Origin of the sequence: Bartonella sp. AC10YNML (genome assembly GCF_042196825.1) — a bacterium.
GTDB lineage: Bacteria > Pseudomonadota > Alphaproteobacteria > Rhizobiales > Rhizobiaceae > Bartonella.
Genome location: NZ_JBHIRA010000002.1, coordinates 235,884 through 259,326, shown reverse-complemented (window position 1 = coordinate 259,326; position 23,443 = coordinate 235,884). Strand labels below are relative to the sequence as shown.

Annotated in this window: 20 protein-coding genes; 8 read left to right on the top strand and 12 right to left on the bottom strand. The window is 35.5% G+C overall.

Features of this window, described 5'->3' with window-relative positions:
• Positions 1 to 368 precede the first annotated feature (368 nt).
• Positions 369 to 1,787, bottom strand: coding sequence for a metalloprotease TldD (gene tldD / locus ACFINA_RS02250; protein ID WP_375614994.1), 1,419 nt, complete (start codon positions 1,785 to 1,787; stop codon positions 369 to 371).
• A 109-nt stretch (positions 1,788 to 1,896) separates the two neighbouring features.
• Entirely contained in the window at positions 1,897 to 2,436 is a 540-nt protein-coding gene (locus ACFINA_RS02245) for an invasion associated locus B family protein (protein WP_375606408.1), read from the bottom strand.
• Between the two features lie 344 nt (positions 2,437 to 2,780).
• Here ACFINA_RS02245 and cyoE point away from each other — a divergent pair, with 344 nt between their 5' ends.
• The 4 genes from cyoE (at position 2,781) to rnhA (ending at position 6,378) form a co-directional block, all read left to right on the top strand.
• The gene (cyoE, locus tag ACFINA_RS02240) at positions 2,781 to 3,716 is read left to right on the top strand and encodes a heme o synthase (protein WP_375615001.1); all 936 of its coding nucleotides are present in this window, start codon (positions 2,781 to 2,783) and stop codon (positions 3,714 to 3,716) included.
• Positions 3,717 to 3,890: 174 nt separating this feature from the next.
• Positions 3,891 to 4,946 (top strand): 4-hydroxy-3-methylbut-2-enyl diphosphate reductase, encoded by a 1,056-nt coding sequence (gene ispH / locus ACFINA_RS02235; protein WP_375606406.1) that lies wholly within the window; start codon positions 3,891 to 3,893, stop codon positions 4,944 to 4,946.
• Positions 4,946 to 5,905 (top strand): homoserine kinase, encoded by a 960-nt coding sequence (locus tag ACFINA_RS02230; RefSeq protein ID WP_375609089.1) that lies wholly within the window; start codon positions 4,946 to 4,948, stop codon positions 5,903 to 5,905. The genes ispH and ACFINA_RS02230 overlap by 1 nt, the downstream gene beginning before the upstream one ends.
• A 5-nt stretch (positions 5,906 to 5,910) precedes the next feature.
• Entirely contained in the window at positions 5,911 to 6,378 is a 468-nt protein-coding gene (gene rnhA / locus ACFINA_RS02225; protein ID WP_375607806.1) for a ribonuclease HI, read from the top strand.
• Between the two features lie 27 nt (positions 6,379 to 6,405).
• Here the strand turns inward: rnhA and ACFINA_RS02220 are convergent, their stop codons facing one another.
• Positions 6,406 to 7,284, bottom strand: a complete 879-nt coding sequence (locus ACFINA_RS02220; protein ID WP_375614993.1) for a protein-disulfide reductase DsbD domain-containing protein — start codon at positions 7,282 to 7,284, stop codon at positions 6,406 to 6,408.
• 71 nt (positions 7,285 to 7,355) lie between these two features.
• Between ACFINA_RS02220 and ACFINA_RS02215 the strand changes: the two genes are divergently transcribed.
• Entirely contained in the window at positions 7,356 to 7,940 is a 585-nt protein-coding gene (locus ACFINA_RS02215) for a YqgE/AlgH family protein (protein ID WP_375606402.1), read from the top strand.
• 42 nt (positions 7,941 to 7,982) lie between these two features.
• Here ACFINA_RS02215 and ACFINA_RS02210 read toward each other — a convergent pair whose 3' ends face one another.
• The 8 genes from ACFINA_RS02210 to ACFINA_RS02175 form a co-directional block, all read right to left on the bottom strand.
• The gene (locus ACFINA_RS02210) at positions 7,983 to 10,868 is read right to left on the bottom strand and encodes an EAL domain-containing protein (RefSeq protein ID WP_375614992.1); all 2,886 of its coding nucleotides are present in this window, start codon (positions 10,866 to 10,868) and stop codon (positions 7,983 to 7,985) included.
• A gap of 398 nt (positions 10,869 to 11,266) precedes the next feature.
• Positions 11,267 to 12,541 (bottom strand): M16 family metallopeptidase, encoded by a 1,275-nt coding sequence (locus ACFINA_RS02205; protein ID WP_375606400.1) that lies wholly within the window; start codon positions 12,539 to 12,541, stop codon positions 11,267 to 11,269.
• A gap of 83 nt (positions 12,542 to 12,624) precedes the next feature.
• The gene (gene thrC, locus ACFINA_RS02200; RefSeq protein ID WP_375606399.1) at positions 12,625 to 14,022 is read right to left on the bottom strand and encodes a threonine synthase; all 1,398 of its coding nucleotides are present in this window, start codon (positions 14,020 to 14,022) and stop codon (positions 12,625 to 12,627) included.
• 636 nt (positions 14,023 to 14,658) lie between these two features.
• Positions 14,659 to 15,021: a hypothetical protein gene (locus ACFINA_RS02195; protein ID WP_375606398.1), complete on the bottom strand. Its 363-nt coding sequence runs from the start codon at positions 15,019 to 15,021 to the stop codon at positions 14,659 to 14,661.
• 209 nt (positions 15,022 to 15,230) lie between these two features.
• A complete protein-coding gene (locus tag ACFINA_RS02190; RefSeq protein ID WP_375614423.1) occupies positions 15,231 to 15,596 on the bottom strand; it encodes a hypothetical protein in 366 nt (121 codons plus the stop codon).
• 191 nt (positions 15,597 to 15,787) lie between these two features.
• Entirely contained in the window at positions 15,788 to 16,144 is a 357-nt protein-coding gene (locus ACFINA_RS02185; RefSeq protein WP_375614991.1) for a hypothetical protein, read from the bottom strand.
• 1,176 nt (positions 16,145 to 17,320) lie between these two features.
• Complete coding sequence (locus ACFINA_RS02180; RefSeq protein WP_375606395.1) at positions 17,321 to 17,542, bottom strand: hypothetical protein; 222 nt, start codon at positions 17,540 to 17,542, stop codon at positions 17,321 to 17,323.
• Positions 17,543 to 17,968: 426 nt separating this feature from the next.
• On the bottom strand, positions 17,969 to 18,664 hold the full coding sequence (locus tag ACFINA_RS02175) for an HAD family hydrolase (RefSeq protein ID WP_375614990.1): 696 nt from the start codon (positions 18,662 to 18,664) through the stop codon (positions 17,969 to 17,971).
• Positions 18,665 to 18,981: 317 nt separating this feature from the next.
• Between ACFINA_RS02175 and ACFINA_RS02170 the strand changes: the two genes are divergently transcribed.
• On the top strand, positions 18,982 to 20,118 hold the full coding sequence (locus ACFINA_RS02170) for a site-specific DNA-methyltransferase (protein ID WP_375606393.1): 1,137 nt from the start codon (positions 18,982 to 18,984) through the stop codon (positions 20,116 to 20,118).
• Between the two features lie 745 nt (positions 20,119 to 20,863).
• Here ACFINA_RS02170 and mutY read toward each other — a convergent pair.
• A complete protein-coding gene (gene mutY, locus ACFINA_RS02165) occupies positions 20,864 to 21,922 on the bottom strand; it encodes an A/G-specific adenine glycosylase (RefSeq protein WP_375607797.1) in 1,059 nt (352 codons plus the stop codon).
• A 200-nt stretch (positions 21,923 to 22,122) separates the two neighbouring features.
• Between mutY and ACFINA_RS02160 the strand changes: the two genes are divergently transcribed.
• Positions 22,123 to 22,623 carry a DUF721 domain-containing protein gene (locus tag ACFINA_RS02160; RefSeq protein ID WP_375609098.1) on the top strand — a complete coding sequence of 167 codons (501 nt, stop codon included), beginning with the start codon at positions 22,123 to 22,125 and terminating at the stop codon, positions 22,621 to 22,623.
• Positions 22,624 to 22,707: 84 nt separating this feature from the next.
• Positions 22,708 to 23,364: a DsbA family protein gene (locus ACFINA_RS02155; RefSeq protein WP_375614989.1), complete on the top strand. Its 657-nt coding sequence runs from the start codon at positions 22,708 to 22,710 to the stop codon at positions 23,362 to 23,364.
• Positions 23,365 to 23,443 lie beyond the last annotated feature (79 nt).

The window sequence follows — 23,443 nt, the reverse complement described above, 5'->3', positions numbered from 1 at the left end:
CAAAAGACGAATGTATCATAAAGAATGTGTATTTAAGCAAACACCATCGTAATATTGGCCACTTCCTAATGTTGCTATAGCTCTTGGCACTTGAGATGGTTCATTATAGGTATTTTTAGTTCTTTCTTGTACAGTTTTACTCCATGCATTTCCCCCCGCTTGTAACGTACAAACGAATAATCTTAATTGATTCAACAGACACAAATTTAAAATGAGAGAATCTTACGGTGTTCAAGGTTCTAATTTAAATATGAATAACGTTCAATTATCTTTATAAATCAATGTTTGTAGCAAAAATTCATCCTTCACAAGACCATCTTGATAAACGAGAAGGGGCAGTATTGAATATTGGGAAGGAATGAGCAAGCTTACTTCAACGCAGTTCCACCGATTGTCATATTATTAATCCGTAGATGAGGTTGTCCAACACCAACAGGAACGTTTTGTCCTGCTTTTCCGCACATACCAATACCATTATCCAGTTTACTATCATTTCCAATCATTGTGATACGTTTCATAGCATCCGGTCCATTTCCAATAAGAGTTGCGCCTTTAATTGGTGCATCAATTTTACCATTTTCTACTCGGTATGCTTCAGTACACTCAAAGACGAATTTTCCAGAAGTAATATCAACTTGTCCTCCACCAAATGAAACAGCATAGATACCACTTTTAAGTGAAGAAAGGATTTCTTCAGGTGTTTTATCTCCTCCTAGCATGATTGTATTGGTCATTCGTGGCATTGGTGCATAAGCATAAGATTCACGCCGTCCATTTCCAGTTGATTTACCTCCCATAAGCCGTGCATTAAGCCTGTCTTGCATAAAACCAACGAGTTTTCCATCTTCAATGAGAACGTTATATCCTGAAGGCGTCCCCTCATCATCGACAGTGAGAGAGCCACGGCGTTGTGGAATTGTTCCATCATCAACAACTGTAACACCTTTTGCCGCAACTTGTTGTCCTAAAAGTCCAGCAAAAGCAGATGTTTTTTTGCGATTAAAGTCACCTTCCAAACCATGACCTACGGCTTCATGGAGCATAACGCCAGGCCATCCATTGGCTAAGACAACATCAAAAGATCCTGCAGGTGCTGCTTCTGCTTCTAAATTTGTTAAAGCCATACGTAAGGCTTCATCCGCGGCTTCTTTCCAATTGTCTTCACGAATAAATTGGTTAAATGCTTGTCGCCCCCCACATCCATAGAAACCATTTTCACGTCGATTGCCTTCAGCGGCGACCACAGATATAGAAAGTCGTACGAGTGGACGAATATCACGAACCAAATATCCATCTGCACGTAAAATTTCAACATGTTGTAGCGAGCCGGAAAGAGAAACAGTCACTTGATGTAATTTATCATTTTTCGCACGTAAATAGGCATCAATTTTTTGCAAAAGAGCACTTTTTTCTTCAAATGACGGAGCATCAAGGGGATTATGCGGTTGATAAAGTCTCTTGTTTGTTTGTTGAGGTGCTACACTATAAGGTCCAGCATGATTATTATAGGTAACAGCTTTAGCTGCTTCACAAGCACGCTTGAGTGCAGCAGCTGATAATTCATTAGAATGTGCATATCCGGTAGCTTCTCCAGCAACGACACGCAGACCAAACCCCATATCTTGATGGAAAGAGCCGTTTTTAAGCTGTCCATTATCAAATAAAAGAGCTTCGCTTTCTGTATACTCAAGGTAAAGTTCGCCATCATCCGCATGATGAAGCGTTTCCTGTACAAGAGACTGCACTTTAGAGGAAGCAATATCAAAATGATCAATCAGCGATTTCATAAGAATTATCCTATTTTTACGGGGGATGAGAAGATTTTTATTGATCTAAATTAAGGGGCTCTCAAAATATACGATGAGATTTTAATTGTCCAATGTGTGTCGATTTTATTCATGTTGGTAAGGTTGCATAGGCGTCGCTAAGACCCTGAAGGTCAACCAGACCTCCAATTCCTTGCTCTGGAGTTGTGAAGATAAAATAGGTTGCCATTTTTCCTTTTAAAAAGAGTTGTAATATGTCTTCTTTCAGAAAAGCTTCAGCAACACAATTATCACCAAGACAACGACGATATTCCATTCTTCCCATATCTTTATCGTCAATTTTAATGCCAACACCAGGACGTAACTCAACGCGAATCGGAACAAAAACACGCATCAAAGCGCCTTGCTTTTGAGGAAGTTTATAAAAGGTAACGCGGAGGGTAATATCATGACGACCTTGTGTATGGACGTTTTGTACAACTTCACACTGCATATTAGGGGTACCTGGTGGTAGAGCACAAACCTTTGTCCATGCACCATAGGTTTGTGGAGCAGGGACATCTTGTGCATAGGGTGTTTGTGCAAATGCATGACTGATAAAACTACTATAAAGTGTGTAAAGAACAGCACCAATAAAAAAAGTTTTTTTGAGTAATTTATAAAGTATCACAGAAAATCCTATCCGACTCAACACCCAAAACCATGCATAGATTTACATAAAAAAATGAATTCCCCATAAAAAACCATAACACAAAATCAGTATTTACCCAAATATATTAATTCATATGATATATTTTTATGATACATTTGTAATGTGGAGAGAACGTTGATTGAAAAAATGTATTTTTATTGCCAATATTTCCATTTACTTTTAGGGGATACGTGCGAAAGAGATATTTCATATTTTCTCAAAAATACGATTGGTCTTAATTGGTCATTTCCATACGCTAGATAATATTTGTCAGATAATATTGGGTTTGTGAATGACAGAAATGGAAAAGAGCTTTGAGTGGAATGTCAGTTTCAGAAGAGTTATCGGTTGTGAATGGTAAATCAACGCCACCAAAATCCGGTATTGGTGATTACATCACATTATTAAAGCCACGTGTTATGTCTCTTGTGGTCTTTACGGCTCTGGTTGGTTTGCTTGTATCGCCTGTTCCTATCAATCCGTGGTATGGTTTTTTAGCAATTTTATGTATTGCTGCTGGTGGCGGTGGTGCGGGAGCACTGAACATGTGGTATGATGCTGACATTGATGCTGTGATGGAACGGACTAAAAAGCGTCCTATTCCTATGGGTAAAATCAGCTCTCAAAGGGCATTTATTTTTGGCATGGTTCTTTCTATGCTCTCGGTATTGGTTATGGGAAGCTTCATTAATTGGTTTGCGGCATTTTTTCTTGCATTTACGATTTTCTTTTATGTCGTTATCTATACAATTTGGTTAAAGCGTATCACACCACAAAATATTGTTATTGGTGGTGCTTCTGGGGCTTTTCCACCAATGATTGGATGGGCCGTGACAACAGGGACAGTGAGTATTGATAGCTTTTTATTATTTTTAATCATTTTTATGTGGACCCCCCCTCACTTTTGGGCTCTTTCTTTATTTTCATCTCTTGATTATGAGGCTGCAGGTATTCCTATGATGCCTAATGTAAGAGGTGAATATTCAACAAAAAAACAGATTTTATTTTATACTATTTTGATGGCATTATGCGCTGCTGCTCCTTGCTTTACTGGTCTTGGCGGAATTTTTTATGGTATTTTTTCAACAATTTTAAGCATTATCTTTGTTTATTTTGCCTATCGTTTGTGGAAAGCTGATACACATAATGAAACTATTTTGATGGCAAAAAAACTGTTTTTCTTTTCATTACTTTATTTGGCAGCTATCTTTGGGGTTCTTTTGATTGAATCTCTTGTTTGGTATTTTATCGCTCTTTAGGAGCGTGAAAATATAAAAAAACAAATTTTAAAAAAGAGCTTTCCTACAAGAAGATACTATAAAGTATGTTTTTATGTAAAAGATGGTATTGCTAGTTTTTTTGCATTGATTATTCGTGCATAAGGATAAGTTGTTTGATTATGATACTAAAGCTATAGAGATTAAGGATGATTTATGTCTGGACTTCCTCCTTTAACGATACGTCTTTGTGGTCCACGTGGATTTTGTGCAGGGGTTGATCGTGCTATCCAGATTGTTCTTCTTGCATTAAAAAAGTATGGTGTTCCAGTGTATGTTCGTCATGAAATTGTACATAACCGCTATGTGGTTGAGGGATTGCAGCAACGGGGAGCTGTTTTTGTTGAAGAACTTGATGAGATTCCAGAAGAATATCGCACTCAACCGGTTGTTTTTTCTGCCCATGGTGTACCAAAATCTGTATCAAAAGAAGCACAACGCTATAATTTGTTTTATCTTGATGCAACATGTCCGTTGGTCTCGAAAGTTCACAAACAAGCGATACGGCATCAACGTCACGGTCGTCATGTTATATTGATTGGTCATGCTGGTCATCCTGAGGTGATAGGAACGATGGGACAGCTTGAAGAAGGGGCTGTGACGCTCATTGAAACGATAGAAGATGCTTTGCATTATCAACCAAGGGATCCAGATAAATTAGGATTTGTGACACAAACAACGCTTTCTGTTGAAGATACTGCAGGAATTATCGATATATTACAACAACGTTTTCCTACATTAGCAGCCCCAGCGGCTGAGTCAATTTGCTATGCGACAACGAATCGACAAGATGCGGTTAAAGCCGCGGCAAAAGGGAGTGATTTGTTTTTGATTGTTGGAGCACCAAATTCTTCTAATTCGCGACGTTTAGTCGAGGTTGCTGAAAAGTCTGGTGCGCGACAAGCTATTTTAGTTCAGCGCGCTGATGAAATTAATTTTGAAAACCTAAAAGCTCTTTCTGTTGTCAGTCTTTCAGCAGGGGCTTCCGCTCCTGAAATTATTATTGATGAAATTATTTCAGCATTTCGTGAGCGTTATGATGTCACAATAGAATTGGCTGAAACAGTGGTAGAAACGGAAAAGTTTTTAGTGAGTCGCGAATTACGTGATGTCATTTTAACCTCTCAAGATATGGCTTTTGTTAATGGTCAAGAAAATAGTACAAAAAATGAACATCAAGATACAGACATGTCTAAAATGAAAGCAGAATAATGGCCGTTTATACAGATATTCATCCAAATGATTTAAAAGCGTTTTTAACAGGTTACGCAATAGGGTCACTTTTGTCTTATCAAGGTATAGAGGAGGGGATTGAAAATTCTAATTTTATGTTAGAGACAACACAAGGACGATTTATTCTAACACTTTATGAAAAGCGTATTTCAAAAGATGATTTACCTTTTTTTTGTAGCTTAATGCAGCATTTAGGACAGCGTGGAATTCCTTGTCCTCAACCTGTTATTCAAAATGATGGCATGATGATCAGTGAACTAGCAGGTCGTCCTGCTGCTATTATTACTTTTCTGGAAGGAGAGTGGATCCGCCAGCCCAATATAGATCATTGTGGTGAAGTGGGGACGGGATTAGCACAATTGCATTTAGCAGGACAGGATTTTACACTCAGTCGTAAAAATACTCTTTCTGTTATGGATTGGCAGCTATTGTGGCAACGTTGTCAAACAAAAGAAGATGCATTATTAAAAGAATTTGGACAAAAAATTGAGTGGGAATTGGTTTTTTTACAAGAAAACTGGCCATTAAATTTACCAACAGGCATTATTCATGCGGATTTATTTAATGATAACGTCTTTTTTGTGAATCATCGTCTTTCTGGGATGATAGATTTCTATTTTGCTTGTAATGACTTTTTTGCTTATGATTTAGCGATCTGTTTAAATGCTTGGTGCTTTGAGCCTGATCATTCCTATAATCTTACCAAAGCACGTAAGTTATTGGAAAATTATCAAAAAATAAGACCATTGATCCCTTTAGAATTGGACAAGATGGTTTTATTAGCTCGTGGTGCATCTCTACGTTTCTTACTCACACGCCTTTATGATTGGTTTAATACACCGCCTCATAGCTTTGTTATTAAGAAAGATCCATGGGAATATTGGCACAAGCTTTGTTTTTTCAGTAATGTAAATTCGCTAAGTGAATTAGGTTTTTAAATTTTATGGCAACTCAACAAAAAGTCGTTGAAATTTATACAGATGGTGCTTGCTCAGGGAATCCTGGAATTGGAGGGTGGGGGGCAATTTTACGCTGGAATGGTCATGAACGCGAGCTTTATGGCGGTAAGGTCCATACGACAAACAATCAAATGGAACTCATGGCGGCAATTTGTGCATTAAAGGCGCTTAAAGAGCCCTGTTTGGTCGACCTTTATACAGACTCAGTTTATGTGCGTAATGGGATATCTAAGTGGATTGAGGATTGGAAAAAGAATAATTGGCGCACCGCATCAAAAAATCCTGTTAAAAATATGGAGCTATGGCAAGCTCTTGAGGATGTTTGTTCTTGTCATACAGTCAGGTGGCACTGGGTAAAAGGGCATGCGGGACATCCAGAAAATGAACGCGCTGATGCACTTGCTCGCAAAGCAATTACGCAATATCGCAACAATGGACATTTTCCAGCATAATTGCTGTTTGAGAGCCTTTCTCTTTTATCACGGAGTTGTAAGAGAGGGGGGCTGCGTATGAAATATGAATGTTCCACTTAAGGCGTGATCTTTAAAAGAAACAGTGTAAAAAATTTTTTGGTTTATTTCTTCTGGTACGAAATAGATCGGAGCACTAAAGAGCGTATATTTCGCGTTATCACTGACTTTTTTTGCTGCTCCAATTTGCATTTCTCCTCCATCTAAAAAGAGAGAGGAAGGAGTTGTTTTGTCGTTATTTTTTATTTTTAGAAAAAGAGTATTGTTATTTTTTTCGGCGCTTATTTTGAGTGCATTCTGCATCATGCGAGGCAAAGAATCTTGGGCATTTTTTAAGAAGGAAAGGGGAAGATATTTGTTTTTAAGAACAGATGGCGAAAAATCAAAGTTAATAGTCAATGGAAGACAGATTTTATTACATAGTCCGAGAGTGAAAGCCCCACTTAAATTTTTGCTTGAACTAGAAAGATTGAAGGGCAATGTCACTTTATCTTTATAGCCTAATGACCAATCATTTTCTGTTTCAAAAAGCTGTGGCGTCGGATAAAAGATTTCATAAGAAACTTGTTGATTGAAATTAAAAAATGGTGCCATGCCAGAATTACCTGGATTACGCCAGTAAGTTTTCCATCCTGGTTTAAGCACAATTTCAATAATACCTTCTCTTATTCCAGAAAGAGAAGGTTCAGTGATTGCTAATCGGATACGACCACCCTCTGATTCATACCAAGATGTTGCGAAAAGCTGGAGTTTTTGTTCTGTTTGAGCATTTACAGGAATGTTAAGTAATTTTAAAACTAAGAATGTTAAGCATAAAGTAACTAAAAGCTTTTTATAAAAGAAAGTTGCGATATTTTGTAAATTTGTAAATATGTGACTTTTTTTCATTGGAGTTTTATTTTCCTAGTGTACTAAATGAACAAACTTTTATCATGTAAATTATGGAGAATAGCAGATTAATGAAGCAGTGTAATGGCTTTTTGGGTGGTCAATTACTCATAGCAATGCCTGGAATGAATGACAAACGCTTTATTCGTTCTGTTATTTATATTTGCGCGCATTCTGATGCTGGTGCGATGGGCATCATTCTCAATCAATTGCATCATATTGATTTTCCAGAGCTTTTGCTTCACTTAGGAATCATAGACAGTGGCCAAAAAAAAAGTCTTTCTGAACCGATAAAAAATTTTCCAGTTCGCTATGGTGGTCCTGTTGATCCTTCGCGTGGTTTTGTCCTTCATTCAGATGATTATGCTTGTGAAGAAACTGTTTTTATTGCAGATAAGATCTGTTTTACTGCGACAATTGATATATTAAAAGCGATCAGTTGCGAACAAGGTCCGCAACATGCACTGGTCGCATTAGGCTATGCTGGATGGAAAGCGGGGCAACTTGAGGCAGAAATTTCTACAAATGGGTGGCTAATCAGTTCTACATCACCTAGTTTTCTTTTTGAAAGCGATTTAAGCTGCAAGTATGATAAAAGTTTAACACGCATGGGTATCGATCCAACTTATCTTGCTTCTGAAATGGGACACGCGTAGAGTTTTTTCTAAGCTTTTTAACTTTACACGTTATTTTATCCCTTATGTTTTTATTTTATAAGGGAAATGGCTCTGAACGAGCGTAATTAATTCTTCTATGGCAATCGGTTTCGTCACAAGTGTACTTTGAACATATTTACAACCTTCTTGACGGAGGAAGATTGCTTCTTTTTCATTTTCAACACCTTCTGCGATAATTTGCAAATTAAGATCTGTTGCCATATTAATGATAGACTTTAGAACAATTTTCTTCTTAAGAGAGTCGATTGAGATAAGTGAACGATCAAGTTTAACCATATCAAATGGATAACGTACGAGATAGGTCAGAGACGAATAACCTGTTCCAAAATTATCGAGTGCGAGATTCATTCCAAGTGTTTTAATTTGTTCAAGAAAGTGCGCTGATTGTTCAGGATTATTTCTTAAGACAAATTCAGATATTTCAATCATTAAGCGTCCTTTGTGGAGCGGATGCCGAAGCAAAGCGGCACGCAATTGACTGATAAAACGAGGATGAATCATTTCTGCGCTTGGTAAATTAATTGAAATAAAGAAAGATTGTTGGGAAAACTTTTCTTGTACATTTATAAGATCGATAATGGCATTATCAATGATAAATTGTGACAAATCCATAACAATTTGTTCATTTTCTACGATTTTTATGAAATCAGAGACATTTAAATTTCCATAAGTAGGATGATGCCATTCTACAATTGTTTCAAAACCAATAATATGTCCGTCTGATAAATTAAGAATAGGATGGTAGAGGATTTTCATCTCATTACGTTTTATTGCATAATGAACATCTTTCTCCAGAGTATTATGTTCGAGACCCAGAGTGCGAAAATTAGGACGAAAAGGTTCAATATGATTTCCCCCCATTTGTTTTGCGCGAATCATTGCTAATTCACTATCATTAAAAATATCTTTAGCAGTTGATCGACTTTCACTCCATGTAACCAATCCGATAGAGGTTGAAAGGATTATTTTATTTTCTGAAAGTGAAATAGGTGCTGAAATTGTTTTGTGCAAATGATCTGCAAATGCTGCAATTTTTTGTGGTTCTGTTTCACTGAGTAAAATAATTGCAAAGCGGTCTGCAGAAAGGCGCGATAAGGTATCTTGAAAATTAATGAGACGATTTAAACGACGTGCAATTATAAGAAGTACAGTATCCCCAACAGCGATACCTAATTTGCGATTAATTTGGCGAAAATTATCAAAATCAATCATAAAGACGGTTGGTCTAATTTTGATATTTGCTTTCGCTAAAGAGGTATAATTTTGTAGTCTATCAAAGAAAATTTGTTGGTTAGGAAGTCCGGTTAAGCTGTCGTGGATTGCATCATGCAATAAGCGTTCTTCGGATTTTTTATGGTTAGTAATATTGACAATGGTTCCAATGACACGAGTGATTTTTCCATCTTTTTGCATAGCCGGACGTGCACGAAGAGAAAACCAATGATAATAACCACCACCGGAAGAAAGCCGAAAAATTTGATCAATGCGCCCTTTTTTATTTTTAAGAATGATATCCAATACGGCTTGAAAGCGTTCACGATCATCATGGTGCAAGGCTGAAATCCAGTTGCGCATAGGTCCATTGAGGTTATGAATTTCAGTACCAAAAAGGGTTGCCATGTTTGGATGTACAACAATACGGTCACGCTCAATATTCCAATCCCAAATAATATTTCCAGCTCCCTTTGCTGCGAGTACTTGTTGTTCAAGGTCGGAAAATATTCCTTCATGGAAAGCGTCATTAGAAAAAGTTTGTTGCAGGACAGTAAAGCTAATGAGAAGAACAATGAGCACTAATCCCCCCGCTAATGCTGGCTGGATAATATCATTGTTTAAATGTCCAGCTATGCAGGCATAGGCTCCAACACACCAAAAGCTAATGAGCAACCATGTTGGAATAAGCATAATGGCGCGGTCATAGCTTCTGATTGAGAAATAGATGATTAATATTATACCAAGCACAGCGGTAAGGCCAAAAGACAAACGCGCAATTCCAGCGGCTCTGATGGGATCATAAATAGCAAAGGCTCCTAGACTGCAAAAGGCAATGGTCCAAGCGATAGCCCCGTAACTAAAATGATAATGCCAGCGGTTAAGGCTGAGATAGGTAAAAAGAAAAATGAAGAGTGTAGCAGTAAGTGCTACTTCTGTACCAGCACGCCAGATTGGTTGGGTTGTGAGTGTAACAGCAAAGAATTTATTTAAAAAATTGAAGTCAATACCAATATAAAAAAGCACTGCCCAAGCAACAGCAGCTGTTGCAGGAAACAGCCCTGTTCCACGGACGACGAAGAGAACAGTTAACAAAAGCGCTAAAAGACCTGATATCCCAAGAAGAATACCGTGATAAAGCGTATAAGAATTAATTGCATCTTTATAAGCTTCAGGTTGCCATAAATAGATTTGCGGTAGATTTGCAGAGTTAAGTTCGGCCACAAATGTAATAACAGCACCAGGGTTAAGGGTAATACGAAAGATATCAGAGTTTGCACTCGGTTGACGATCGAGGGAAAAACCTTCGCTTGGCGTTATGGATTGAATCCTTGATGATCCAAGGTCTGGCCAAAAAAATCCAGAACGTGCCATGCGGTAATGGGGGGCAACGATGAGACGATCAACTTGTTCATCTGTTGGATTTGCAAGAGAAAAAACGGCCCAATTTCCGGAAAATTTTTCATTTTTTGCCTGCACTTCAATACGCCATACAATACCATCTGGTCCTGGTGCTGTACTTGTTTGAAAAATAGAATTGTTTGTATGGTGAATTTCAATTGCTTTTGAGAGATCAAGAGCAGCATCCTGAGAAGAAATTTTAACTGGTTCAATTGCTTGTGCTGATGTAAGATGGACAAAAGAACTAACGACTACAATGAAAATGATGTCAATTATTTTACGCAAACTCTTCACAATGTCCCACTCTCAATATTTTAGGATGTTTAATTTTCATTTCGATTTTTGAGAAAAAACGTCCACCTTTTATAATTTATTTACATAATAAATTGTTATCACTTTTTCTTAAGTTATGTGATTTTATATACAAATAGATCACATACCCATCTGCTTCAATGGAACCTGAAGCGAATGAAGTTTTATATTTTAAAAGGGCAAAGTTAAACCATGAATTTCCATATTTCACGGATATATCTTTACTGATTAGAATCTTTATCACATGAAGTATGAATTGGGTAGTTTTGTACACCTCTTTGCCCAATATTTCCAAAACTTATTTAATGAGGAGAGCTTTTGTGGTAAATTTTATGATAAAATATGTGATGTTATTGTGATGCTGCTTTGAAAAGAAGTTTTTACTTTAGCTTGTATGAAAGAGTTGACGTTAAATCATCAAAATTTATGAGGGGGCCTACAGGTCCGACAGCAGTTAGTGTTGGAGTGGAGTTTGTAAAAAGACGATGTGCTAAATCAGTTAATCTTTTAGGAGTGATGAGATTGAGGCGTTCAATTGTTTCCGATATTGGAATTGGTCGACCATAAAGGAGTATTTGGCGAGCAATGAGATGTGCTTGACTAGAGGGATTTTCCTGTGACATTGTCAGATTTGCACGATATTGCGTTTGTGCTCGTTGCAGTTCGTTGGCGTGAATATTTTTGCTGACCTTGGAAAGTTCATCAAGAATCACAGGAATAAGTTCTTTGAGCCCTTCTTGTCCGGTAGCTGCGTGAACACCAAAAAGCCCAGTATCTGAAAATCCCCAATGAAAAGCATAAATAGAATAGCATAATCCACGTTTCTCTCTTACCTCTTGAAAAAGACGTGAAGACATACCACCACCAAGAATGATTGAAAGAATTTGAGCCGCATAAAAATCACGCGCGTGATAAGCACGCCCTTCAAACCCTAGAACAACTTGTGTATCCATTAAATCGCGATATTCACGAAAGTCGCCACCGACATAATTTGCAAGATTAGTAAGAGGTGCGGTTGAATGGGAGCGAAAAGTACCAAGACGACTTTCAACTTCTCGCAAGAAACTTTCGTGCTTTACAGCTCCTGCAGCAACGACAATCATACGATCTGCACTATATTGTTTATTGATGAAATCATGGAGATCAGTAGATGTAAATGATTGAATAGTTTTAGCTGTTCCTAAAATAGAGCGTCCAAGGGATTGATGACGAAAGGCTGTTTCTGTAAAGTGATCAAAAACAATATCATCAGGAGTGTCATGGGCAGCACCAATTTCCTGAAAGATTACTTGTTTTTCTCGTTCTAGTTCATTGTCGTCAAATTTTGAATGCATTAAAATATCGGCTAAAATGTCTATAGCAAGTGGGATATCGCTTTTAAGTACACGTGCAAAGTAAGCTGTTGTTTCAATACTGGTTGTAGCATTGATTTCACCGCCAACATCTTCAATATCGGTTGCAATTTGAAAAGCAGTACGGTTTTCGGTTCCTTTAAAAGCCATATGCTCAAGAAGATGAGCAATACCATGCTGTGTGGAGGTTTCATTGCGTGAGCCCACTTTAACCCATATTCCGAGGGCAACACTATCAATTTGTTGCATTGTATGTGTGGCGATAGTCAAACCATTATTTAGGCGACAGATATCTACATCCATGTATTTACAACTCCATTAAATAAGCTAAATACCTCATTGTAAGGGTATCAGAATCTTCTTGATTTAAATTAATGCAGCTAACTTTAATAAGATGCACGCGATTTTAAAGAAATATAATCTTTTACTATTTTTTCATCATTAGCAAGATTTATAAAATGTTCTTCGTGTTTCATTACATCATTGAGATGAGATGGCCATGGAGCATGAAGGCCACAAGCGCTTTTAATAGTATCAGGAAATTTAGCTGGATGAGCCGTGGCAAGAACGATCATTGGAATATGCGGTTTTTTGTTTTCACGCGCTACTTGAAGAGCGACCGCTGTATGTGGATCAACAAGATAGCCACTTTCCTTATAGACACTATCAATTTTTTGAGCTGTTGCAGCCATGTTGCTTTTCCCAGCGGAAAATAGGGAACGAATATTTTTGAGTTGCTTTTCATCAAGAGTAAAGAGACCCGTTTTTTTCAAGTTTTCCATTGCATTGCGAATCCACATTGGATCACGATTGCCACTTTCAAAGAGCAAACGTTCAAAATTAGAAGAGACCTGAATATCCATAGAAGGTGATGTTGTATGGACTATTGGTTTTGTTTCGTAAGTACCACTGGTCAATGTACGTACAAGGATGTCGTTATCATTCGTTGCGATGACCAGTTGAGCAATGGGTAATCCCATACGGGCTGCGACATAACCTGCAAAAATATCACCAAAATTTCCAGTAGGAACAGTAAATGAAACAGCTCTATCAGGTGCTCCTAAGGAAAGAGCTGATGAAAAATAGTAAACAATTTGCGCCATGATACGCGCCCAATTTATAGAATTAACACCTGAAAGCGCTGTTTTTTTACGAAAATTATGATCATTAAACATTGCTTTGACAAGAGCTTGGCAATCATCAAAATTTCCTTCAATGGCAATGGCATGAACATTGGAACATTGATTGGTTGTCATTTGCCGTTGTTGAACAGGTGATACACGTCCTTTAGGAAATAAAATAAAAATATCTGAGTGCTCTTTTCCAGCAAAAGCTTGTATCGCAGCTCCTCCTGTATCACCTGATGTTGCAGCAATAATCGTTGCACATCTATTTTTTTCAGTCAAAACATAATCCATCAGTCGAGAAAGAAACTGCATTGCGACATCTTTAAAAGCTAAAGTAGGACCATGAAAGAGTTCAAGGATAAATTCATCTGCTCCAGTTTGTCGTAACGGACAGATTGCTGGATGGTGAAAGGTTGCATAAGATTCAGCGATCATATTTTCAAAAGCTGTATATTCGATTTCGTTATTCACAAAGGGCCACAGGATAGTTTTAGCAATTGTTGTATAGGACTGACCACGAAGTGCTCGTAACGCATCAAATGATAGCTGAGGAAATTTATCTGGCAAATAAAGTCCCCCATCACTTGCCAACCCTGTCATGATTGTTTCCGTAAAGCTTAAAGCAGGAGCTTCACCTCTCGTGCTGATATATTCCATAAGTCTTATCCTTTTTTTATTTCTGGCAAATTGGTGAAGTTATTTATTTCACGTTTTTCATAATATTTAAATTATTAAATGGATAGAGCTTCTTTTCTTCTTTTTAACTCAATAATGAAAGGAAATAGCCTTAAGCATTTTTATTTTTGAGATATAAACGCCAAATGTTCACAGAAAATCTTTTACAGTCGAAAATTTTCTCTCTATTATTCATTCACTTAAATTTTACAACGTATCTTCACTTGTACACCTTCTTAAATAATACAATTAAATAGATAGAATGGCATTTACTGAAGAACTTTTGTATAAAACTCAATCATTTATAGTTATTTTATGCTCTTAATACTTTGTAACAATTAAATCTGCTGAACTGAATGTTAAAATGATACATCTCAGAATTCACATTGGAAGATTTATAAGGTAATTTTATGGCATTTCGTGCACAAATCATACTTTGAATAATCTTTTTTAGCTTAACTTATCACTTTGTATAATAATAGATATTATATTTGTGCTATACAGTATGGTAACCTAAAGTTTATCCATAGAAAACATACAACAGCCTGCTAAATGATGGGAAGCAGGCTGTAAAGTGTTTTCATTTTAAATAGAAAAAAATAACTAAGTATCTTTGAATTATTTGCCTTTAATTTTTCCTATTGCCCATCCGATTATCCCGCTAAATATGGCCATAACAGATCCAGTTAAGAATCCAAAACCCAAAGCTCCTACTGTAGAAAAAACTCCTAGCGTAATTGGTTCAAACACTTTCTCAAATTTTCCTTCAAAGGCAGATTCACTTTTTGCTCTATGAGTGAAACTTGGGACATAAAGAGCAGCTATATCGATAGTTTTTTTCTTTCCTTGTTCTATTAGAGAGACAGTTTCCCATTGAGTATCATTTTTCAAATGATTGGCATGAACATTTATAACTTGTGAAAGCAAAAAAGCAACTGCTATAAAAATATTTAATACGTAAGTTTTCAATACTTTAATCATAGTTTACCACCAATACTTTTATTTTAATCTGAATTGAATAGATGCATCGGCAGAATTAGTGCACATTGAGAGAAACAGAAGCATTTAAAGCTTTTTTCACTCTTATTGTGATAATTCATTAGTTTTTATCATCAACAATGGATAAACACAGAATGTGTTAATAGTTTATATCTCATATGAGAAGGTCTTAATCTGATGAAATTTCAATTTTAACGAGATTTAAAATAGGATATTATTTTGCTGATTATCCATCCTAAAAACATACCTACCGTACTTGATACATAACCAAGAGCCATCCCAATACCAAAAGTCCCGAGTGTAAGAGGTTCAACGACTTTTTCAAATTTTCCTTCGATGGTAATTTCATTTTTCATACCACGATTTAGATTTTGTGTATAGAGAAAAACCGTACTGATTGCATCCTTTCTGTTCTGTTCTGTTAAAGAAATAAAACTATTCTCACGATGAATATTGTTTTGCAAGTAGTTGGCATGTACACTTACAGTCTGTGAAATGTAAAAAACAGATATCATAGAAATAATTAACATATGATTGTTAAAAAACTTAATCATCATTTACCTCAAATACTTTATAGTATTCAATATATATATGTGTGTATATAAATTTATAATTTGGATTTTTGGATGTAATTTACAGAATTTATAGTTATAATAAGAGAAATAGAAGCTTCATTATGTAATAAATTTATAATAATTAATAATAAAATAATGAAGCTATATATTCTATATTTCTACAATATATTGAATTACTTGAACATCAATACTATATCATTTATCCAATTTATTATCGATCCTATAAAACTTATTGCATATTCAGCGTACAATAGTCCCTCTCTTACAGTCATAGGCTCAAAGACCTTTTCAAATTTTTCTTCACCTATTGTTCCATGTTCTGTTTGATAATTTACAGACGGAACATAGAAAGCAGTCGTAGAAACTACATCGGATTTCGCATATTTTACTTGTTCCATTGGGAAAACAGAAAATTCCTCTTTTGGAGTATCATTTTTCAAATAGTTTGCATTAACATTTACAGTTTGTGAAATAAAAAAAGTGCTCGCTATAAAAATGCTTAAGATATAATTTTTAAATAATTTTACCATAACTTTACCTCAAATATTTTTAATTTATATATGTAAGAAATATACATATATGTTTATTTATATCACACATATATAGTTCAATATGTATTTTTAGTCAATAATAAAAACACATATAAAAATATAAATATAATTTTTTATAAACATTATTGTAAAAAAGAAACAGTAATAATTACAAAAAATATTTTAAAAAACTTTATGAAATATTTTATTATGTGTTATATATAAAATAACACGTTGTTATCGTATAATTTTTATAAAATGAGATTAATATTATTTTATAAATACATTTATCGATAATAAAATGATCAAAATTTTTACATATTAAATATATAAAAAATTATTTATTATCGATAGTATAATAAAAAACATGAAAATTATGATATGTTTATATAAATATTCTTAACAATTAAAATATGAATGGACACGCTAAAATTTTATTATTTATAGTAGTTATTATTGTAGAATTTGTGTTATATAAATATTATTTAAGTTATTATTCAATGGTTATTTAATTGCATCGTGATAGCATAATGATACTTCACTATTAATTATATACATTTATGTTATAGATACTAAAAAATGTACAGTTCTCTCATAGTGTAAAGTAGAGCTCGAATTGGATAGAGATAAATGATATTATCTTTTTATCGCCAATGTGAACAGCATATTACTATGATGCAAAGCAGTGTATAGAAGAATCTAATTTAGACATATTTATGAGTGCCGAAAGATCAGTATTAGATAATATTTTTAGAAAGGGTGTTTTTCTTAAAGCTGGATTACTTTTAAAAAGATCTGATTTCATTGCTTATTTAAAAAGTCTATTAAGTGCTTTCGGAAAATTTTAAGCAACTATTAGTATCTCTGTAGGTTGTTTAACATGATTATATGTTTCATATTTATGTGTTTTTTTAAAGAAACCGTTCTCAAGGTACTCAAGCCTATTGTGCAATGATAGATATGATGATAAAGCCCCATAATATAAAACTCTTAGGGCATCAGAGTTTTTGGCGTTTATAAAGAAGAAAGATGGCATCGCCATACAATTTGCTCGCTCCTAATGTTGCTACATTTTTGCATTTTGCTTAATTTGAATAATGATTAATTATTGATTATAAATCAATACGTTGTCTGTAAATTACTTGGTATGAAATGTTTTTTATAAAATGCAAATCTTTATAAGAATGTATTCTTTTTGTTTTTTGTAATCTTAGGGAGGTTGTGCCGATTGATGCTGTTAAAATACTGTTTAAGCAGCAAAGTAAATAAGCCTTCAACAAGTTTGCGAGATTTGGATTGAGCAAATATAAGCCCGTGTAATTTAACAAGAATACTTTTGTTTTTTTCAATAAACTCTTGTGTTCCATAGGTTCTGCGAATTTTAATATTTTTTTCCATGATCAATACGCACATCCCTTACAATTTTACCATAGTGTGTTTTTTTGATCAGATAAAAGAGGTTAGCAATTTTCACATCTTATCGAGCAAGGCATCGTAATATTCCTTTTTTGACAAATCTCATAATTTATCAGGATGAGCTGCTGTGGTTGGGAGTGGGATGTCGGATTTGAGATAGATAAGCAGGGTTTAATTTTTATGAGTTTGCACCCCTGTTTTTTGCTTTTTTTTAAAGCACGTGCAATGGTTAACAGACTTATGATCTCAATGAGGTGCTATATTTTTTTCACATTGAGATGCAATTCACCCATGTCGTGAATTACGCATTTATTGAAGTTATTATAAAAGGAGCAGCGAGAAGAGAAGGACATTTGAATAAAAGTGCTTCTTACAAGAGTTTACAAACTGATATATTCAAGAGATTTCTTATAATAGATCTCGCCATACTGCCATTGCTTCTAAGACTTCTCCTAAATGAGCATGTTTTGCAATAACTGTTTCTGCACCAGCTTCTGCAAGTGCATTAGAGTGGCCAAGATAGCTATGTGATCCTCCCGTAAAGCCGATGACACGCATGCCTGCTGCTTTGGCGGCATGTACACCATGAATTGAATCTTCTATAACGATAGTGTTTTGAGGCTCTACTTGTAATTGTTTTGCGGCAAAAAGGAAAATATCAGGGGCAGGTTTGGTTTTTTTTGTTCCAACTTCAGGTGCAGAAAATATTTTACCTTCAAAAAGTTCATAGAGACCAACAGTGGTGAGCATCTCTTTTATATCGATGCTCTTTGCATTAGAGCAGATACAGTAGGGATAGCGTGTTTGAATAATTTCTACTGCTTCTCTTACATCATCAAGAGCACGTAATTCAGTTTTTATTTGTGTACGAAAAATATCAGTCATTTGATCTATGAGATGAGCAGAAATTGGTTTTTCTATTTCCTGTTCAACTTGTTTAAGAATATCGCGAAAGATAAGCCCTGCAAAACGTTCGCTCAATTCTTCAGGTGAGATTTCATATCCTGTTTGTTTGAGCAATTGAGATCCAATTTTTGCTGCAAGATATTCAGAGTCTACGAGAACTCCGTCACAATCAAAAATAATAAGATCTATTTGAGGCATAAAATATTCCTTTACATGTTACGAGATGAACAATTTTCATGAAAACGACATTGAGAGAATCTTATTTCATAAAAATATATTTTGAAAATGATTCTTATTCATTTTACGAAATAAAAGATAGGGGAACAGTATATTGAAAAAAGAAAAATTCATTCAGATGGAAGTTTTTTTACTTTAAAAAACAAAAAATAATAATCAATTTTTCGGAACTTTAACGATACGTTTACTCTATTTTGTAAATATGGATTGGTAAAGCGGGCCTATAAACTATTTTGGTTGATTATAGGGCAAATTCAGTTCATTTTGTTGGGTTTTTCATGACAGTTATTCAGCTTCAAAAAGATTTCGTTCGTAATCCCTCCCAGACGCCATGGCGCAATAAAATTTTTAAAGGAGATTGTGTTTCCGTTTTAGAAAAACTTCCAAAACATTCTGTTGATATGATTTTTGCGGATCCACCCTATAATTTGCAATTGGATGGTGCTTTATATCGTCCAGATCATTCGCTTGTTGATGCGGTTGATGATGCATGGGACCAGTTTGAGAGTTTTGCTGCTTATGATGCTTTTACCCGTGCGTGGTTGCTTGCTTGTCGTCGTGTGTTAAAACCTAATGGAACCCTTTGGGTTATCGGATCTTACCATAATATTTTTCGAGTTGGTACGGCATTACAAGATTTAGGTTTTTGGATGCTCAATGATATTATTTGGCGCAAAAATAACCCGATGCCTAATTTCCGAGGGCGACGCTTTCAAAATGCTCATGAGACACTTATTTGGGCTGTGCGAGATCAAAAAGATAAAAAGTATACATTTAATTATGATGCTTTAAAAGCGGCAAATGAAGATCTACAAATGCGTTCAGATTGGCTTTTTCCTCTCTGTACTGGAGCTGAACGTTTAAAGGATGATTCAGGGCGTAAATTACATCCAACACAAAAACCGCAAGCGTTATTAGCGCGTATTATTATGGCTTCTAGTAAACCTGGTGATGTTATTCTTGATCCGTTTTTTGGTTCGGGAACAACAGGTGCTGTTGCCAAGCTTTTAGGGCGTGATTTTGTTGGGGTTGAACGCGAGCAAGATTACATTGATGCGGCATGTGAAAGGATTGCGGCGGTTAAACCTTTAGGACAACCAGAGCTGGCGATTTTAGATAGAAAAAAAGCAGAACCGCGCATAGCATTCAACAGTTTGCTTGAAGCAGGTTTACTTTATCCTGGAGAAGTTCTTTATGATCGAAAAAAGCAAGTATCTGCTATTGTAAGAGCTGATGGTACGATTATGCATGGTGGTGAAGCGGGTTCAATTCACGCAATGGGAAGAAAGGCTCAAGATTCGCAGAGTTGTAATGGTTGGACATTTTGGTATTATGAGGAAAATGGACGGTTAAAGTCCATAGATCATTTAAGAATGATCATACGTTCACAAATGTTAAAAACGGGTGTTTTATGAACTAAGCTGATCGCTTCATTCTATTAATCACCAATGTACCTGATCTCGATTGGGATGGATGCAAGCGCGTTTTATGCTTTTCTTAGATATTTTATATTGAAATACTCACCTCGCTTGTAAGCGGCAAGCGAGTATTTTTCGCTTCTTGTAGAAAAAATTAAAACGAGAAATTTCTACTCTATGTTCTGATTTTAGTTCCAAAATAGTAAAATTTCAATATAATCTTATAAAAATGAAATATCAGAATTAAAAGGTTCATTCAGAAGTTCAAAATTAAGTGCTTTTTTGTACGTGCATCTATAAAGTGCGTAAAATATATTGATTTATCAAGATAATTTAGCGCAACTCATATTGAATTGCCCTCGGAATATCGTCAAACTCTTTTATTTCAAACCTGTTTCATATTGAATCAATAAAAATTACTTACTTGCATGTCATAAGCGGGGTTGGCGTGTGAATAAAAATTGTTAAAGAAAGAACTAAAAGTACCCCTTATGAACCGTTTCAAGTGCCAAGGGTGTCGTAGGGGGTGGGTAAATATAACGATGGTGCCGATTTGCTTTTTCATAAGCGAACAAAGGATAGATCCTGAAATTTAAATCTAAGATTTCTATTCCTTCTTAATTCTCATTGATAGAAAAAATGAGACATTCTACGTGTTTAAATTTTTCTTTGTAAAGATTAAGAAATGGTCATTAGGGATACAAAAGTCTCCATTAGCAAACATGTTTACGAATAAACAAGGTTATTTAAATCTGAAAGAATTGGGAAGTGCTACGGAAATGGCTTTTTTCATAACAGTAGGGAGCGCTTCTTTGGCAAGATGTTGAATGTTGCACCACCAACCATTTTCACAATTCATTTCATGAATATCTTCAGTATAGTAGACATCGAGTTTTAGAGAAAAGTGAGTAAAAACATGCGTAATTTGCCCTTTGAATTGCCAATTGGCAGGAAAGGGGGCGTTTTGGAGCCCATTTTTGTTGTTTATATCAATATTGTTAGGAATTTGGGTCATTCCACCAAGGAGTTTTTGCGTCTGTCGTTTTTCCAAATAAATTTGTTTGTTTTTATTAAGAACCACAAAGGCACTACCTGTTTTTGAAGGGCGTTCTTTTTTAGGGGCTTTAACTGGAAAAGACTCCGGTTGTTGCATCTTTGCCGCTTTGCATAAACTTTGAAGAGGGCAGATATAACAAGATGGTTTGCGTGGAGTACAAATGGTTGCTCCCAAATCCATCATTGCTTGAGCAAAGTCGCCAGGACGATTTAAAGCAGTAATTTTTTGTGTTTTTTCTTTAATTTCAGCTTTTGCTTTTGGTAATATTGAAGCGATAGCAAAAAGGCGCGCTATTACACGTTCGACATTACCATCAACCACTGCCACAGGATGGTTAAAAGCAATTGCGGCAATGGCTGCGGCAGTATACTCTCCAATACCGGCTAGAGTTCGCAATTCTTTTACAGATTGTGGAAATTGTCCTGCGTAGTTTTCAACAAGCTGTCTCGCACATTTTTTAAGATTACGTGCGCGTGAATAGTAACCAAGTCCAGCCCATGCTTTCATAATATCATCTTGTGAGGCTATTGCTAAAGAAGGAAGATCAGGCCAAAATTTCAGAAATTTTTTAAAATAGGGCTTAACCGTTTCAACGGTTGTTTGTTGCAGCATGATTTCAGAAAGCCAAACCTGATAAGGATCAGGACGGATACCTTGTCTTTGCTCTTCGGGGGTAATCCGCCATGGGAGGTTTCTATGATTTTGATCGTACCAAGAAAGGAGGTGCGAAGAAATTTCATACATGATTGTTTTCAAGCATAGAGAGATGTAAAATGCAAAAGAAAAAATATTTATTTTGTAATTCTTTTTTTGCTCTTTTATTGTCGAGACCCTGGTGAGGAGTGGATTTTTATTTTGTTGATATTTTATAAATTAGGGAGACAATTATTTTTAGATAAAACAAATTATTGTAATTGAGTAAACGGTTGAACAATGATCTAAAAATGAGAAAACAACTAAAAAAACGTATCTTTTATTCTCTTTCTGAGACGGTATTCAAAATACTTGATCCCGTTTTGCGCAAACGGACAGGGCTAAATGTAGAGCTTATAGAGCATTGGCCACAAATTGTGGGCCATGATATCAGTGAACATACAATGCCGCTTAAAATTATTTGGAAACGTCGTGCAGATCAAGATGAAGTTTTTCAGCCAGCAACACTTGTTGTCGCATGTGAAGGATTTGCGGCGTTGAAATTAATGCATGAAACAGAGGAATTTCTTCATAAAATTAATGGATTTTTTGGCTATATTGCTATTGATCGCATCAAGATTGAACAAAGGAGTCTGTCGGTTTTTATGAATCATTTGCCTCTAAAGCCGACTTTGAGTGAACAAGACAAAAAATGCGTGGAGAAAATGCTTGAAGGAATTGAAGATAAAAGCTTACGCCAATCACTTTATAAACTTGGCTGTTGCATTTTCTCGGAAAAAAATAATAAATAGCAAGATATTTTATATATATTTTCTTTAATATATGAGAAAGCATTGGATTCCCATTCGTTTAATAACAACAGAAAAGTATTATTTATGGTAAAATTTCGTTCTTTTTTATCTTTCGGGATAATTTTTCTCTTCATAACGATTGTACAAAATAGTGTAACAGTTGTTTTAGCGCGTGATCTCAAACCAGTGGCAACAGTTGATATGGCTGAGCTTCTCCAATCAAGTAAAGTAAAGGATCGCTTTGAGGGAGAGGCGGATGCACCAGTCATCATTGTTGAGTATGCTTCGTTAACATGTGTTCATTGTGCACATTTTTACAACGATATACTTCCTCAAATTCGTAAAAAATATATCAAAACAGGAAAAGTGAAACTGATTTTCCGAGAATATGCTTTTGATCCTCGGGCAACAGCAGGTTTTATGTTAGCACGGTGTGCACCAGAAGATCGCTATTTCCCTTTGATAGAAGTTTTATTTCAAAAACAAAATGAGTGGGTTTGGGGAAAAGATGCTCTGACACCATTGAAAAAAATTAGCTTAATGGCGGGTTTTTCAGATGAAAGTTTTACTGCGTGTTTGAAAAATCAGACCATTTTAGATGAAGTGAATGCATCTTTTGAGCGTGGTAAAGAACTTGGTGTGACAGCAACGCCTACTTTCTTTATCAATGGAAATAAATATGAAGGTGCTATGAAAGTAGAAGACTTTTTTTCGGTGATTGATAGTTTTCTTAAAAACTGAATCTTAATCTTCTAGAAGATAGATGGTGATGTGGTCATTATCTCTTTTAAGAAGGTTAGGTATTATGCATTTATGAAGC

Bases quoted from the DNA above. Each gene is read 5' to 3' on its own strand.
- tldD (WP_375614994.1), bottom strand. From the start codon at position 1,787: ATGAAATCGCTGATTGATCATTTTGATATTGCTTCCTCTAAAGTGCAG.
- cyoE (WP_375615001.1), top strand. From the start codon at position 2,781: ATGTCAGTTTCAGAAGAGTTATCGGTTGTGAATGGTAAATCAACGCCA.
- ispH (WP_375606406.1), top strand. From the start codon at position 3,891: ATGTCTGGACTTCCTCCTTTAACGATACGTCTTTGTGGTCCACGTGGA.
- ACFINA_RS02230 (WP_375609089.1), top strand. From the start codon at position 4,946: ATGGCCGTTTATACAGATATTCATCCAAATGATTTAAAAGCGTTTTTA.
- rnhA (WP_375607806.1), top strand. From the start codon at position 5,911: ATGGCAACTCAACAAAAAGTCGTTGAAATTTATACAGATGGTGCTTGC.
- ACFINA_RS02220 (WP_375614993.1), bottom strand. From the start codon at position 7,284: ATGAAAAAAAGTCACATATTTACAAATTTACAAAATATCGCAACTTTC.
- ACFINA_RS02215 (WP_375606402.1), top strand. From the start codon at position 7,356: ATGAAGCAGTGTAATGGCTTTTTGGGTGGTCAATTACTCATAGCAATG.
- ACFINA_RS02205 (WP_375606400.1), bottom strand. From the start codon at position 12,541: ATGGATGTAGATATCTGTCGCCTAAATAATGGTTTGACTATCGCCACA.
- thrC (WP_375606399.1), bottom strand. From the start codon at position 14,022: ATGGAATATATCAGCACGAGAGGTGAAGCTCCTGCTTTAAGCTTTACG.
- ACFINA_RS02195 (WP_375606398.1), bottom strand. From the start codon at position 15,021: ATGATTAAAGTATTGAAAACTTACGTATTAAATATTTTTATAGCAGTT.
- ACFINA_RS02190 (WP_375614423.1), bottom strand. From the start codon at position 15,596: ATGATGATTAAGTTTTTTAACAATCATATGTTAATTATTTCTATGATA.
- ACFINA_RS02185 (WP_375614991.1), bottom strand. From the start codon at position 16,144: ATGGTAAAATTATTTAAAAATTATATCTTAAGCATTTTTATAGCGAGC.
- ACFINA_RS02180 (WP_375606395.1), bottom strand. From the start codon at position 17,542: ATGGAAAAAAATATTAAAATTCGCAGAACCTATGGAACACAAGAGTTT.
- ACFINA_RS02175 (WP_375614990.1), bottom strand. From the start codon at position 18,664: ATGCCTCAAATAGATCTTATTATTTTTGATTGTGACGGAGTTCTCGTA.
- ACFINA_RS02170 (WP_375606393.1), top strand. From the start codon at position 18,982: ATGACAGTTATTCAGCTTCAAAAAGATTTCGTTCGTAATCCCTCCCAG.
- mutY (WP_375607797.1), bottom strand. From the start codon at position 21,922: ATGTATGAAATTTCTTCGCACCTCCTTTCTTGGTACGATCAAAATCAT.
- ACFINA_RS02160 (WP_375609098.1), top strand. From the start codon at position 22,123: ATGAGAAAACAACTAAAAAAACGTATCTTTTATTCTCTTTCTGAGACG.
- ACFINA_RS02155 (WP_375614989.1), top strand. From the start codon at position 22,708: ATGGTAAAATTTCGTTCTTTTTTATCTTTCGGGATAATTTTTCTCTTC.